This window comes from Flavobacterium artemisiae (genome assembly GCF_042678225.1).
Lineage (GTDB): Bacteria > Bacteroidota > Bacteroidia > Flavobacteriales > Flavobacteriaceae > Flavobacterium > Flavobacterium artemisiae.
Window position 1 is genome coordinate 625,881 of sequence record NZ_JBHUDZ010000018.1, and the last position, 14,743, is coordinate 640,623.

Here is a 14,743-nt window from a genome sequence, read left to right on the forward strand (position 1 = left end):
TTAACAAGAATAAATCTAAAACAGAACTAGCTAATTCTAAAAAGCTTAGAAAATAGTTAATTCTGTTTCTAAATTATTTGATGGGATTTAAAATAAAAATATCGTAGTAAAACCTATAATTAATATTAGGTTTATTTAGGAAGATATACAAAAAACGTTGTTCCGATTCCAGGCTTACTTGTAAAATTTAGAATTCCGTTATGATTTTCTATGATTCTTTTACAAAGCGCTAATCCTATTCCGTTTCCGCCGTATTTATCTCTTTCGTGCAAACGCTGGAACATATCAAATATACGCCCTGAATATTTGTTATCCATTCCTATTCCATTATCTATAACTTTTATAACCTGATAATTTCCAATTGGTTTATATTGATCTTCTTCACTACTGTCTTCATCGGCAGTGATGGTTAAGACTGGTTCTTCAGAATTGAATTTAAGCGCATTATTAATTAGGTTAAAAAATAATTGGCGAAGTTGTGTGCTGACTCCAGCAACTATTGGAAGCGGACTTATATTGATCAACGCATTTTTTTCTTCAATTACCAGACTTAAATCGTTAATTGTTTCATGCACAATTTCATTAAGATCAACTGGTAAAAGTGTATGAACATTGTTATCTACTTTTGAATAATTTAGCACATCAGAAATCAGGTCAGACATTCTTCCTGCTGCACCCATAATTTTATCAAAATAATACTGATTCTTCTGTTCTTCCGTTAAATCTTCTCCAGCACGCGAAAGCATGATTCTAATTTTACGTAATGGTTCTTGTAAATCGTGGCTGGCAATATAAGCAAACTGCTGTAACTCTTTATTTTTAAATATCAGTTTAGAATTGGCGTTTTCTAATTCTCTTTGAATTGCCTTTAACTCTGAATTATTTTTAAGAGTTTCTTCGACCGTTTTTTGAGCGTGAATATCTACAAAATAAACAAGCCAGCTCGTAAAAGTGCCATCTTCAATTTTGTTTGGTGTAATAGAAATTAAATACCATCTATACGAATCTCCTTTTTTAACACGAGCTTCTCCAAAATATTCTGATTTATTTTTCTTTAATCTGTTCCAGTTTTCAATTATTACGTCTAAATCATCTGGATGTACAAAAGTGCTTAATTCTTTTCTTTCAAAAACAGTAAACGACGACTGCAGTGTTTCTTGAAGCGATTCATTTATCAGCAGCACATGATTACGTTCGTTGATAATACAGATTAAAATCGGAATTGTATTTGCCAGCTGTCTGTATCTATTTTCACTTTCGCTTAATTTTTCAGAAAGAGCAATAAGTTCAATATTCTTTTTTCTCATTTCGTCATATGGCGACAATGGCGACTCATATTTAAAATAATCAACAAGACTTTTTATTTTCGCCTCCGAAAGAAGTCCCGGAGAAGAAACTTTTTGACTGAATTTTGTTACTGAAATATTATCTGAATAACTATAAGCTATATTTCCCGAAAGTTTAGAAGCATATCTAAATGCTTCCGGGTTACAAGTTTTGAGATCTACATCATCATTAAGAACTGCTACAATTTCTTTATGTGTTGTCTTAACAACATTGATACCTAAAGTTAATATTGAATTTTCGCCATTAGCAATGGAACATCTTGCCACTTCAGAAACTGCAGTAGCAAAACGAGTTTGCAAAGATGAAGGCATACCGCACATTTCGGCAATCTTCATGGATCGTTTATGGGCCAAAATAAGGTCCATTTCGTTATCAAGATTAATCTTTACAATCTCCTTCATAAATTAACTAAGTTATTTTACCGACAAGTACTGTAGCATCATCTGTACCTCTAATATTATCTTTGTACAAACAAGCGGCAATAACTCCCGAATTCTGCTTTATAATGGACATCAGATCGTTTAAATTCCATCTGGTTCTCAATCCATCACTGTGCATTATAATAATTTGATGTTTTAGATAAGGCACCGTTGTACTTTTCATTGTTCTAGGAATATTCATTCCAATAATTCCGTTATAAGGCGTATAGGTTTTATTTTCCAGTCCTCTATAAATACGGGTATTGATATTACCAATACCGCAGATATTCCAAGTCTGGCTTTTAAAATCTGCAATAGCAATAGTCGCAACCAATCCGCGTGTTTTTTTTACTGCATCATGAATATCGCGCAATATATCTACTGCTTCTTCTCCTTTAGAACGAATAAAAGCTTTAATGGCTATTTCGACAGCTTCGTGAGCATGTTCTCCATGACCGAGCCCATCTCCTACAAATATCTGAAAACCTTTTGAAGTATGTTTTACATAATACCCATCTCCGCAGACAATTTCACCTGGATAATTTACACTTACAACATCATAATTAAAACCAACTGGAAGAGCAGGTGTTTTTGGATCGGCTTTCTCACAAATTCTAACATATTGAACTGTTCCCCAATCTCTTAGCGAATAAATTTGAAAATCATTGCTTAATCTTTTAATTGAGCCAAGGCCATGCCCAAGTGTATTTGAAGTAGAATAGCCGTCATTCATTATTTTAACGACATTATCAATTCCTTTGCCTTTATCTAGACAGTAAATTTCGATTTCATTAACCCCTTTTACTTCTCTTGCTCTATATAAAAACTCGCCTCCGTTTGCATATTTTAAAAGATTAGAAGTTAATTCTGCGACAATAATATCGGTTTCAGCCGCACGATGTACGCTGAAACCAGATTGTAAAGCAAGATTGTGTATTTCTCTTTTAATAAAAGCAACCAGACTACGGTCTTCAATTTTGTAGCTGGAAAAAGTGTTATCCATTTTTCCATTTTATTATAGTAACGGTAGTTCCCACTCCCACTTCTGTTTTTAAATCAAATTCATTAACAAGTCTTTTTGTGCCTGGCAGTCCAAGCCCTAAACTTTTTCCCGTGCTGTAACCGTCTTTCATGGCCAAATCGACATCTACGATTCCGGGACCATTATCAGAAAAAATAACACGAACACCTTTATCGCGTCCGTTGCTTACTTCTTCAACAATAACTTTTCCGCCGCCTCCATATTTCAGAAGATTTCGTATGAGTTCGCTAGTGGCAGTAATTAGTTTGGTCTGATTTAAAATACTCATCCCAGCCTTTACCCCATAGTCTTTTACGCGGTTGCGCAAAGGCACCACGTCTTGTTCTCTTACGATTGCTACTTCTATTTTATTCGTCGTCGTTATCGTCATCGATCTGCTCTTCGTTAATGTCAATATACATTTTTGCGCGAAGCAGATCCATCCCTTTTTCAACATTCAGAGCGCTGATAACGCCATTTAATGACAATCCGAGCTCAACAAGCGTAATAGCTACGGCAGGCTGCATCCCTACAACAACTGTATGAGCATCTAATATTTTTGCCATTACTGCTATATTTCCTAAGATACGACCCATAAAAGAGTCAATTATGGAAACAGCTGATATATCAATCAAAACACCTTTAGAATTGTGTTTATTAATTGTGTTTATTAGGTCAGACTCAAGATTTTCTGCCAATTGGTCATATAAATCCACCTGTATGGTAACCAATAGAAAATCTCCCATCTTAAGTATAGGAATTCTTTCCATATCATTCAAAAATCTAAAAATAAAACTATAGTTTTCTTTTCACTACAGACAATTGAAGCATATTAAATGCAGTCTGTAATGCGCTTGCCAATGTTGCTTTAGTAATAATTCCTTCTAGATCTATTCCTAAATGCACAACAGTCTGCGCAATTTCTGGGCGAATACCGCTAATAATGCATTCTGCTCCCATTAATCTTGTTGCGCTTACTGTTTTAATTAAATGCTGTGCTACAAGTGAGTCTACAGCAGGAACTCCAGAAATATCTAAAATAGCAATAGAACTTTCGGTATCAACAATTTGCTGTAATAAATTCTCCATTACGATTTGCGTACGAGAACTGTCAAGCGTACCAATAATAGGAAGCGCTACAACACCATCCCAAACACGGATTACAGGAGTTGAAATTTCGCTGATTTCATCTGTTTGTCTCGAAATTACATCTTCACGTCCTTTTAAGAAAGACTCAAAAGTCATGATTGTTAAGTTATCGACAACATTATTTAATTCAAGATTTGCAGCGTAAAGGAGCGCAGGATCACTTTCTATTTCTGAAAGTATTTGTGAAGCTGCTTCTTTAAAAGAAATAATATATTGCCCTGTTTCACGCGATGAGAAACCACGTTTTGCTCTTGAGATTGAGATTCCAGTCAATAAATCGTATAATTTTTCAAATTCCTGCGAATTTAAGTCTGAACTATTACCGCCTTGTTTTATGGCATCCAAGAAAAGCGTTGTAAATTCTTTCGATTCTTCTTCTTCTGTAGCTCCGTCAGTCGATCCTCTCTCTAAAAGAAGTTGTGTCCAGATAGTATTTAATTTGCTTTCATAATCTTTTAGGCCTGCTAAAACGTTCTTTTGCATTTTTTTTGATGTTTGGGTTTCCAAACAAATATAAGAAATAAAAAGGCGAAGATTTAACGGAATTAAAAAAATCTTAAAACAATTTCGTTTTTACAACATTTTTTTGAGAATTTTTAAATTTCTAAATGCCTATTAACCGTTTAAATTCTTAAAACACAATAAATCTTAAAAATTAGATTTGATATCAAACTACTATAATATCAATTATTTAGTAAGACCAAATTCATCAATTTTCCAACCATTTTTTTGTTTTATCAAACGAAAAACAGCATTGTATCTTTCTTTTTTATTGTCATAAGTAATTTCCCAATTTTCTTTAATTTTGACTTGTTCACCAAAACTACCTGTTCCCCCTAAACTCTTAATACGAGTAATATTAGGAAAAGGAAGCAAAACACTTTTAACTTTCTGAGCCATTTGCTGCGTACAATGTTCTTCTGCAGCCGCCATTTTTTGCTGCATTAATGCATAACTAAAATACGCAACAATTTCATTTGGACTAAGTTTAGAAACATGCTCTGAAGGATTCTCATTACGAATAAATTCGCAGTGCATACTTCCATTTTTGCTGACAATATTTACTGTACCATTTTCATATTTTACTGTAATTATTGATTCTGTATTCTCCGTTTTCTTAGGATATTCTGTTCTTTTGGTTATTTTTATCACCCTATTTTCAGCATCATAAACATTTATAATGCTTTCTGTACGATTGTAATCGCTTCCAACAAAATATTTTTTCTCATAAAGCAAGACAAAACATTTTGAATTGTATACTGTTTTGATCTCTTTTCGAACATCATAACTTCCATATTCTGTTCTAATTTCGGTCATTGTATTGTCTAGAAAAGAATATTCGGCATTTTTACTTTTTTCAAATGATGCTATAGTTTCTTTTTCGATTTCTTTCCAATCTTTTTTAACTGAGAAATAATTATTTAAATCTATTTTCTTAAAAACAGATTCATCTATTTTTTCGATAAGGGTTTCTTTGTCTTTAAAATCTAAAAACTTATTGGTTCTAAAAACTTCGTATGCTTCTGTAGAAAGATTTTCTTTTTTGGAAGGAGAATAAATCTGATCGAAAACCTGTTCGTCAGGATTTCCTTGAGCATTGCAAAAAACAGCAGTTATCGAAAGCAAAAGAAATAAAGTTTTCCTCATAATGTATTCTCTTTTATTTACTTAAATTGAAGATATAAAGATTAAAAAAATATTTAAAATTCGTACAAAAAAAATCATACTGCTGATTCAATTAGTATCTTTTTAAATAAAAAATGGCGCCAACATAAAGTCAGCGCCATTTCTTATTGAATGTAAAAGTGATTTTTTCTTTAAATAATCGCTAAATTATTTTACGTCAAACCAAAGTTTTGTAGTAAGCAAATCTTTTCCTTGAACTGATATTGCAGCTTGATAACTGTTTCCATTTAAAGATTGTTCTGTACCTGGATAAAAGAAACGTGACGGAATCTGACCATCTAAAACGGTTGCTGGACCAGCAGTCAAAACAGGATAATCCAATCTTCTCCATTCTGCAAAAGCATCCAGACCTTGTCCGTAAAATGCGATCCATTTTTGAGTTCCTATCGATTTTGCATAATTAGACGCATCATATTTTACAACAGCCTGATTCAGGTAATTGGTAATAACTGTTGCATCTGTAATCCCAAATTGATTAAAAGAAGCTGTAATCGCATTTTTATAAAGCTGTTCTGCATCTCCCGAAATATAACCGCGAGCAACGGCTTCTGCAAGATTGAACAATACTTCAGAATACGAATAAATTACCGCCGGCGATGTTGATGTAAGGAAATAAGTTCCTGGTTTTGATGTTTTGGCAAAACCCTGACTATTAGCATCACTGTTTGATAAACCATTTCCTCCTCCAACATATTTACCAACGCTTGCATCTGAAGGCAGCTGCGCATAAACTGGTAAACGCGGATCTGCTAATTCATATAATTTATCTACAATCGTTTTTGAAACACGATAATCATCACGAGTTTCAAACCAAGCCGAAGCTGGATTCTGCTGTGGTGAACTAATGTATGTAAATTTAAATGTATCGTTGTTGCTCGCAAGCACGCCTCCGGCATCAGTTGTTGCATCAATAGCAGCTTGTTTAGCCAATGCAGGTTCTCTATCTGAAATTCTAAGAGCAATACGCAGACGTAGTGAATTCACAAATTTTTTCCATTTAGCAATGTCACCTTTATACACTAAATCACCAGTTACTGCGCCATTTGAAGTCCCTAACAAAGACTGTGCTTGTTTTAAATCTTCCAACAAACCTGTATACACCTCTTTTTGAGTGTTGTATGCAGGCGTTATACTTTTACCAGCTTCTTTGTACGGAATATTTCCATAAGCATCTGTCAGTAATAAAAATGTCCAAGAACGAAGCGTTAACGCAATTCCTTTATAATTTGAATTTGCCTGTGCATCTGGGAAATCGATAATAGTATTCAAATCTGTAATTAAGGTCGCGTAACCCGTATTCCATAAAGAAGTGAATGAAGTGTTAGAAACATCATATCGGTCTGGTTCCGTATATTGAATTTTAGCCCAATGCTGCACAAATAACAAAGATGAATCAAAGTTATTTGTAGACCCCCAATATAAGTCAGCTCCTTGTTTTAATGTTCCTGTCAAAAGGTAAGGCGCCAATGGTGTTTCGGTTGCATTCGGATTTTTATTAATATCATCCAACGTGTCGCTGCAAGAGCTGAACGTTAATGCAAATAAAGTTATATAAGCTATTTTTTTTAGCATGATTCTGTATTTTTAGAATTTAAGATTAACATTAAGACTGAAATTTCTTGTTGTTGGCAGCGATAAACTCTCCAAACCTTGTGCATTTCCAGTATTAAAAGCAGTTTCAGGATCAATATTTGGTGCATCTTTATAAATAAAGAACAAGTTACGGCCAACAGCAGTAATACTAGCCCCTTCTAATCCAAGTCTTCTAGCAAATGCTTTAGTGAAATTGTATGACAATTTTATTTCTCTCATTTTTACAAAAGTAGAACTGTAGATATACGCTTCACTAATATTGTATGATGCCTTGTAATATTCCTGCGCACTAAGTACGGTAGTATTTGGAGCTCCATTTTCATAAACACCATTAAAGATCATACCGTCATCATATACTGTAGCTCCAGCTGGTGCAGTTCCGTTTACAAGCGTTTTTGTAGTGCCATTCAAATAGTAATTTAAACCGCCGTTTTCAGCGCCACGTCCTGGAAGAGTTGATGCCAATACTCCTGTATAAGTACCTGTTCTGTTAGTTCCTGAGAAAATTTCCCCACCTACACTTGCATCAACAAGGAATGATAATTCAAGATTTTTGTATGTCAATGTATTGGTAACACCTGCTATATAATCTGGTGTATAATGTCCTAATACTCTTTTTGTTGGATCTGCTTTTGGAAGACCGTTTGCTCCTACTACGATATTGCCGTTCGCATCACGTAAATAAGCCGTTCCGTAAAGTGCTCCATACGCCTGTCCTACAGATGCCAAAACATCTACACCTCCAGAAGTACCGATTGTATAATTTTGAATTTGTTTTGCATAATCTAAAATTTCAACTTTACTTGTGTTTTTAGAATAATTTGCGCCAATATTCCATTTGAAGTTTTCGGTTTGAATCGGGCTTCCGTCCAATTGAACCTCTATACCGCTGTTGTTTATTTTACCAGCATTAATTAACTGTGAGTTGTAACCGCTTGAAGTAGTGGTTTTAATCTCCAAAATCTGGTCAAAACTATTTGTATTGTAATAAGCTACATCAAAATGAAGTCTGTTTTTCCAGAAAGAAGCTTCTAAACCAACCTCTGTTGAACGTGTTGTTTCTGGTTTCAGGTTCTCATTAAGTTTTCTTTGAGATGAAGTCTGAATAGGATTTCCGTCAAATGCCGTTTGGAAATTATAAACGGTAGCCAACTGATACGGATCTGCATCGTTACCCACTTCAGACCATCCGCCTCGTACTTTTAAGAAATCAAGCGTATTACTTTTTAAGTTTAAAGCTTCAGATAAAATTAAACTACCATTAATAGATGGATAAAAGTAAGAACGGTTACTGCTTGGCAATGTAGACGACCAGTCATTACGAGCTGTAAGGTTTAAATAAGCATAATTTTTATAACCAAATTGCGCCGAAGCATATGCACTATACACTCTTAATCTTGATAATGAGTTTGACGACGTTAACGGATCTCTTGAATTTGTTAAAGTATACAAATCTGGTACAGCTAAACGCGGTGCTTTTTGATAATTGTTTGCATCGCTGTGGTTACGAATATTAAATCCGGCAAGAGCATCTACAGTAAAATCATCGTTTAGTTTTTTAGTATAAGTAAAAATACCCTCTGTATTTTGCTCATTTACAGTGTAAGCATCTTCTGCATACGAACCAAAAGGAGTTCCGTTTGTACCGTATCTAATCTCATACTTTCTTCTATCATTATAATAATCAACTCCTGTACGGAATTTAAAATTAAGTCCTTCTGCCAATTTTGCATCCAAATGCACATCTCCGATTATACGGTTACGCTGCTGGCTTGTGGTATTGTAATACGCATTCCAATAAGGATTACTATAATAACTGTTATTCCAGTTAACGTCTCTATTATTTTGAAGTTCGTTGATATCAACCTGACGGCCAAACCAAAGAAACTGAAGCATTACACCTGCAGCACGGCTTCCAGCAGGACCTCCTGGTAAAGCTGGAGCATTAGTTGTCGTATAATTAGCCGTTACCCCAACTTTAATATTTTTTGAGATTTGGTAATTCGTATTAATTGTAAAATTTGTTTTGTTTACTTCACTATTAGGAACTGTTCCCAATTGTTTTTGATTATTTACCCCTAAACGAAAATCTGATTTATCATCTGATCGAGCCACAGAAATACTATTGTCATAAGTAACCCCATTGTTAAAGAAGTCTTTCACATTATTAGGATGCGCTACAAAAGGCACAGCTTCTCCATTTGAGAAAAATTGCGGAATAAGGCGCCCATCCATTCTTGGTCCCCAGCTTTCATCAACACCATCATTTACACCACCACCTTTACCGTCAACAAAACTAAATCGACCGTTTGATCCTTGTCCATACGAATTTTGAAAACTTGGTAAAGTTGCTATTTGTGAAATTGTTATACCCGAATTTAAAGTGATTCCCAATCCTTTTTGGTTTTTTCCTGATTTTGTAGTAATCAAAACAACTCCATGTGCCGCACGCGATCCGTAAAGTGCTGCCGCGTTTGGTCCTTTTAATACTGTTAAGGTTTCAATATCGTTAGGATTTAAATCCGAAATTGCATTTTTAAAGTCACGTGTAGCTCCAACAGTTCCTAATTGTGAGTTATCTACCGGAACTCCATCTACCACAAATAACGGTTGATTGTTTCCTGCGATCGAAGTTTCTCCACGAATAATAATACGCGAAGATCCCATATCTCCTTGTGAATTTGTTATACGTACACCAGCCAATTTACCGCTAAGACTGTTTAAGAAATTGGTTTCTTTTGTCTCTGCCAGATCTTTGTTTTTAAGCGCCTGAGTAGTATAACCTAAAGATTTCTTTTCTTTGGAAATCCCTAAAGCCGTTACGACAACTTCTGATAATTGATTTTGTTCTTCCGTCAGACTAATAGTAACCGGATTTTCATTTACCACAACTTCTGCTCTTTTGTATCCTAAAAACGTAACAATTAGAGTATAAGGTAATTTTTGTCCCGTTTGAAAATAGAATTTTCCATCAAAATCTGTTACAACCCCGTGAGTTGTGCCTTTTATGTTTATTGAAGCCCCAATAATAGGTTCTTTTGTAGCGGCGTCTATTACCGTTCCTTCAAGTTTGGATTGTATTAAAGGTTTTGTTTCTTGGGCTGTAATTCCTATGGAAATCAACAAAATACACAACCATAAAAAGCTATTTAATTTTTTTTTCATTACTTTGTTTTAGTTTAATAAAAAGGTGAGCTGAGAACAGATTCATTCCGTTTTCGCTTCCTTATAGAGATGTACAATTTCTTTTAAGCTTTAACCATTTCTGCTGCAACAGAAATGGTTTTTTATCTGCAGCACATTCGTTTTTTCATTTTTCTTTCTATTTTGGATTACTACTATTTAAACTGGTCTTCAAATTTTTCATAACGATTTAAAATTCAAGAATTTTAATAGTAAACTATCACTCACAAAGTCTATTTTTTCAGATTAAAAATGAAGTACATTTTGGTATGTAATTCGTTTAGTTCCTTACAAACTCTTAAATTCTACTAATTTGATAGAACAAAAGTATATTTAAAAAAACTACTCCCAAAATTTAAATCAAACTTTTTGCAAAAAAAATGTTAAGTAAAAAAGACTAAAATTTATAAAACACTAAAAACAAAACACTTAAGAAATAAAGCTTAATTTAAACTCTGTAGGATTTTTTGCAATTCATTATGTTAAATTTTCAAAAAATGAGTTAATAGAAGTTTTTTATTCTTTTTATAAATACTAAAAACCATCAGATGATTTCAAATTATAAAGGCTATAAGTTCTAATTTATACTGCGAGTTGTACGATATTTATTTCGAATATATTTGAGTACTTTTGCCACAGAATATGAGTATTCGTTTAAATCTGAAATTCAATTCAGGAAAAAATATCGAGTGAAAGAAGCAGTACATAAAGACAATAATTGGACTATTTGTGAAGAATGTCAAGGACGAGGCAAAAAAAGCCGCAGACTGAACAAAAAAGTTCGTCTTGATTATCAAAATGCTTTAGAGCAGTTTGAAAAAACAAATGGTGAAGGTATTGCGCCTCTTAAACCTAAAGCACCGCTTTATAATTGTTTAAAATGCTCTGGATCTGGACTTATTCCTGCTGAAAATGCTCCAGCTCCAAACCCCGATTATCCGCACGTAGCTATTATTGGCGGCGGTATTGGCGGAGTAGCTTTAGCCGTTGCTTGTCTGCATCGTGGTATTCCATTTACACTTTATGAACGCGACAATCATTTTGAAGCCCGATCGCAAGGTTATGGTCTTACGTTACAACAAGCCAGTAAAGCAATTGAAGGTTTTGGGATTTTTTCATTGAATGAAGGCGTAGTTTCAACCCGTCATTTGGTTCATACTCCAGAAGGAAAAGTTGTTGGTGAATGGGGCGTTAGAAAATGGATTCATTCTGATGAAAGAACGGCACCAAAACGCAGTAATATACATATCGCAAGACAATCGCTTCGTTTGGCTTTGTTAGAACAACTAGGCGACAATAATGCTGTAAAATGGGGACATCAATTACTTGATTTTAAACAATCTGAAGACAAAACCATCGATTTAAGGTTTGAGGTAAATGGTGAAATAAAAAATACTAAAGCCGATCTTGTTGTAGGTGCCGACGGAATTAGAAGCGTTGTGAGAACCTTATTAATAGGCGAAAAAACTCCTCTGCGTTACTTAGGTTGTATTGTAATTTTAGGTATTTGTCCTTTGAGCGCTCTCGAAGATGTTGAAAGCGAATTACTGGATTCGGCTACCGTTTTTCAAACGGCTAATGGTAACGAACGAATTTATATGATGCCATTTACCTCCGATTCTATAATGTGGCAGTTAAGTTTTCCGATGTCTGAAGAAGAAGCCAAAACGTTAAGCAGTTTAGGAACTCAGGCACTTAAAGAAGAAGCTCTTAAAAGAACGCAGTGGCACTCTCCTATTCCTCAAATAATACAAGCAACAAATACAGAACAGATTTCGGGTTATCCTGTTTACGATCGAGAATTATTGCAGCAAGAATTATTAGAAAACAACGGACCAATAACTCTAATCGGCGATGCTGCGCACCCTATGAGTCCGTTTAAAGGACAAGGCGCTAATCAAGCTCTTTTGGATGCACTAACATTGGCTAGAGGTATTTATAAAGGTTGTAAATCGAAAGATTTTTGGAAAGAAAACGGATTGCGTAAAAGTGTTTTAACAGAATTCGAATCTGAAATGCTGGAAAGAAGCGCTGTAAAAGTAAAAGATTCTGCAGCTGCAGCCGATTTTCTTCATTCGGAAATTGTATTGTTTGAAGCCGATCACCCGAGAGGAAGTTGTTTGAAAAATAAGTGATTCTAAAACTTACTCTTCTAAAATCCTGACAAATAGCCGACAAGGAAATATATTTTCATTTAACAATAAAAAACTTAATAATTTAAATGTAATATTTAATTCATTTACAGTATTTTTACCCAATCGTAAACCTGTTTTTTAATTAAAAAAATATTCAAATCAATTCTAAATGAAAAAATCAATTTGTACTGCACTAATGTCGATACTAACTTTTTGTGCTTATGCCCAAGAGATTAAAGTTAAAAATGAAGAAGTAAAATTAGATGAAAAACTGGTTGCCTATATAACAGGTAAAAAACCTAATTTTCAAATCTCAAACTTGGATAAACAATACGTTGTAAATGCAGAACTAAAATTTTTAGAATCTTCTGGAAAAAGATGGATGGTTTTAAAAAGTGCTGCAACTGGAAAAACAAATGAAGTAGATTACAAAAAATTCAATCCTTTAAATCAGCAGAAAAGTGTAATTGAAGCTTTTATAGATAAAGGTTTTTTAAGTGCTGAAGGAATTAATCCAGAAGCTATTGAAAACTATATCAACGGAGAAGCAACAGGCGTTTCAGCGAAAATTAAAAATGAGGCCAACGCTGCTATTGAAAAGACAAAACGCATTGAGAAATATAAAATCTCAATTGATAATGCCGGAAATATTTATAGTGCAATTACAAAACAACCACTCCCAACAAATATTGGAACTATTAAAATAGCAGCAACAACGGGTATGGGAATACAGAAATATGAAGTTTTTGACTTAGACAATAATCTTATTGCAACTTGGTACAATATGAGCAGTAAACATGCTGGATATGATAAATTCTTATACGAGGAATTGATAACATTTGATAATAAGGTATTTAAAATAAAACCTGACACCTTTGGAACACTTCAATATAGTATGAGTACTGATAAAACAGCTTTGAGTATCGTTGGCGAACTTTTAGACAGCGGTTATACTTTGCAGCATCAAAGAAAATAAGATAAATTAGAAGATATCCGTTATCAAATTTATAATAACCCATTGGGTGAAATTATTTTTCAATTTTACTCCCTAATTTAGATTTAAATCTGTTATGATCTTATAAAAGCAGATCAAATAAGATTTTAATTTCACCCAGCGGTTTATAATAGTATTAATTCATAAAAAATCAACTGTATATAATTTCATTGGGTGTGCTTTACCGCGAAGAACAATTTCTCCTTGATGCTTAAAAGTAACTGAAGACGTTTTTACAGCATTTTTTATTGCCTCCGAAACTACAAAATCATGATTTAATTCGTTGCATTTACATTGAATTCTCGAAGTTGTATTGAGTAAATCACCATGATAAACAATTTCCTTTTTTACTTTTCCAACCCAAGTAGTTACGGCTTTACCAATGTGCATTCCAGCCTTAAACTTTGGTACCAGATTATAATGCTGTAGATAATACTCTTCTTTGTTTTTAATGCTTTCTTTGAGCAGATAAAAACAATACAGACATCTGTTTTCTTTTAATCCTGCGTCTGTTTTCCAAGTCAGAATAATTTCGTCGCCGGCATATTGATAAACGTCGGCTCTAGAAGCCAAAATTGCATCGGTAAAATCATTAAACAAATCTTGCAGCAATCTGCTGTACAAAACATCGCCAAGCTGTTCTGCCATTGTGGTTGATGACTTTACGTCGACAAACATAAAAATTCGTTCTTCCTGTGTCGGGCGATGGTATTTTCCTGTGAAATAATTGTAGAAAAAACGGCTGTTTAAAAGACTGCTTACTTCTAAAAAAAGAATCATAAGAATTGAAGCACCAATTGAAAACACAAAATCTTTTACCAAACGCTCGTGAATGTATTTTGTCAATGCTTTTTCGTATGAAACATGGCTTAAAATTTCTGAAAAAAACACCACAAAAAGCAGTAGAAACAGTACAATAAAAACGCTGTAAATAAGCGCTTTTAATATTATAGAACCAATAAAAGAATAATTATTAAGCCATGAAAGCGACTTTTCGAAAATGATTACAATAAAACCAATCGAAATTCCGATCAATGTTCCCGGAAGAATTTTTAGTGATTCGTATTCTTTTCCTGCATCGCTCAATATGGTATAAAACAAACCAATTAAACCGCCGATTACGATTGCTTTAAAAACCAAGCTGTATTTTCTAAAGAAAGGTATTTTAGGTAATTCCATAAAGAAAAAGTTAGCCGTTTTATTCGCGTTTTCTTAA

Annotated in this window: 11 protein-coding genes; 2 read left to right on the top strand and 9 right to left on the bottom strand. The window is 33.9% G+C overall.

The window, feature by feature from the left end; translation table 11 throughout:
• Positions 1-131 precede the first annotated feature (131 nt).
• The 8 genes from ACFSC2_RS22580 to ACFSC2_RS22615 form a co-directional block, all read right to left on the bottom strand.
• The gene (locus ACFSC2_RS22580) at positions 132-1,748 is read right to left on the bottom strand and encodes a sensor histidine kinase (RefSeq protein ID WP_379813360.1); all 1,617 of its coding nucleotides are present in this window, start codon (positions 1,746-1,748) and stop codon (positions 132-134) included.
• Positions 1,749-1,755: 7 nt separating this feature from the next.
• Complete coding sequence (locus tag ACFSC2_RS22585) at positions 1,756-2,769, bottom strand: SpoIIE family protein phosphatase (protein WP_379813361.1); 1,014 nt, start codon at positions 2,767-2,769, stop codon at positions 1,756-1,758.
• On the bottom strand, positions 2,762-3,178 hold the full coding sequence (locus tag ACFSC2_RS22590; protein WP_379813362.1) for an anti-sigma regulatory factor: 417 nt from the start codon (positions 3,176-3,178) through the stop codon (positions 2,762-2,764). Before ACFSC2_RS22590 ends, ACFSC2_RS22585 begins: the two co-directional genes overlap by 8 nt.
• A complete protein-coding gene (locus tag ACFSC2_RS22595) occupies positions 3,156-3,533 on the bottom strand; it encodes an STAS domain-containing protein (RefSeq protein ID WP_379818716.1) in 378 nt (125 codons plus the stop codon). Before ACFSC2_RS22595 ends, ACFSC2_RS22590 begins: the two co-directional genes overlap by 23 nt.
• A 49-nt stretch (positions 3,534-3,582) precedes the next feature.
• Positions 3,583-4,419 carry an STAS domain-containing protein gene (locus tag ACFSC2_RS22600; protein ID WP_379813364.1) on the bottom strand — a complete coding sequence of 279 codons (837 nt, stop codon included), beginning with the start codon at positions 4,417-4,419 and terminating at the stop codon, positions 3,583-3,585.
• A 204-nt stretch (positions 4,420-4,623) separates the two neighbouring features.
• Complete coding sequence (locus ACFSC2_RS22605; RefSeq protein ID WP_379813365.1) at positions 4,624-5,583, bottom strand: hypothetical protein; 960 nt, start codon at positions 5,581-5,583, stop codon at positions 4,624-4,626.
• Positions 5,584-5,769: 186 nt separating this feature from the next.
• Positions 5,770-7,194 carry a SusD/RagB family nutrient-binding outer membrane lipoprotein gene (locus ACFSC2_RS22610; RefSeq protein ID WP_379813366.1) on the bottom strand — a complete coding sequence of 475 codons (1,425 nt, stop codon included), beginning with the start codon at positions 7,192-7,194 and terminating at the stop codon, positions 5,770-5,772.
• A 12-nt stretch (positions 7,195-7,206) separates the two neighbouring features.
• Positions 7,207-10,380, bottom strand: coding sequence for a SusC/RagA family TonB-linked outer membrane protein (locus ACFSC2_RS22615; RefSeq protein ID WP_379813367.1), 3,174 nt, complete (start codon positions 10,378-10,380; stop codon positions 7,207-7,209).
• 707 nt (positions 10,381-11,087) lie between these two features.
• Between ACFSC2_RS22615 and ACFSC2_RS22620 the strand changes: the two genes are divergently transcribed.
• Positions 11,088-12,533 (top strand): FAD-dependent oxidoreductase, encoded by a 1,446-nt coding sequence (locus ACFSC2_RS22620; RefSeq protein WP_379813368.1) that lies wholly within the window; start codon positions 11,088-11,090, stop codon positions 12,531-12,533.
• Between the two features lie 169 nt (positions 12,534-12,702).
• A complete protein-coding gene (locus ACFSC2_RS22625; protein WP_379813369.1) occupies positions 12,703-13,509 on the top strand; it encodes a hypothetical protein in 807 nt (268 codons plus the stop codon).
• Positions 13,510-13,668: 159 nt separating this feature from the next.
• Here the strand turns inward: ACFSC2_RS22625 and ACFSC2_RS22630 are convergent, their stop codons facing one another.
• Complete coding sequence (locus ACFSC2_RS22630) at positions 13,669-14,706, bottom strand: adenylate/guanylate cyclase domain-containing protein (protein ID WP_379813370.1); 1,038 nt, start codon at positions 14,704-14,706, stop codon at positions 13,669-13,671.
• Positions 14,707-14,743 lie beyond the last annotated feature (37 nt).

Excerpts from the sequence above, each read along its gene's own strand:
- ACFSC2_RS22625 (WP_379813369.1), top strand. The coding sequence starts at position 12,703 with ATGAAAAAATCAATTTGTACTGCACTAATGTCGATACTAACTTTTTGT.
- ACFSC2_RS22590 (WP_379813362.1), bottom strand. The coding sequence starts at position 3,178 with ATGACGATAACGACGACGAATAAAATAGAAGTAGCAATCGTAAGAGAA.
- ACFSC2_RS22605 (WP_379813365.1), bottom strand. The coding sequence starts at position 5,583 with ATGAGGAAAACTTTATTTCTTTTGCTTTCGATAACTGCTGTTTTTTGC.
- ACFSC2_RS22585 (WP_379813361.1), bottom strand. The coding sequence starts at position 2,769 with ATGGATAACACTTTTTCCAGCTACAAAATTGAAGACCGTAGTCTGGTT.
- ACFSC2_RS22630 (WP_379813370.1), bottom strand. The coding sequence starts at position 14,706 with ATGGAATTACCTAAAATACCTTTCTTTAGAAAATACAGCTTGGTTTTT.
- ACFSC2_RS22595 (WP_379818716.1), bottom strand. The coding sequence starts at position 3,533 with ATGGGAGATTTTCTATTGGTTACCATACAGGTGGATTTATATGACCAA.
- ACFSC2_RS22610 (WP_379813366.1), bottom strand. The coding sequence starts at position 7,194 with ATGCTAAAAAAAATAGCTTATATAACTTTATTTGCATTAACGTTCAGC.
- ACFSC2_RS22600 (WP_379813364.1), bottom strand. The coding sequence starts at position 4,419 with ATGCAAAAGAACGTTTTAGCAGGCCTAAAAGATTATGAAAGCAAATTA.
- ACFSC2_RS22615 (WP_379813367.1), bottom strand. The coding sequence starts at position 10,380 with ATGAAAAAAAAATTAAATAGCTTTTTATGGTTGTGTATTTTGTTGATT.
- ACFSC2_RS22580 (WP_379813360.1), bottom strand. The coding sequence starts at position 1,748 with ATGAAGGAGATTGTAAAGATTAATCTTGATAACGAAATGGACCTTATT.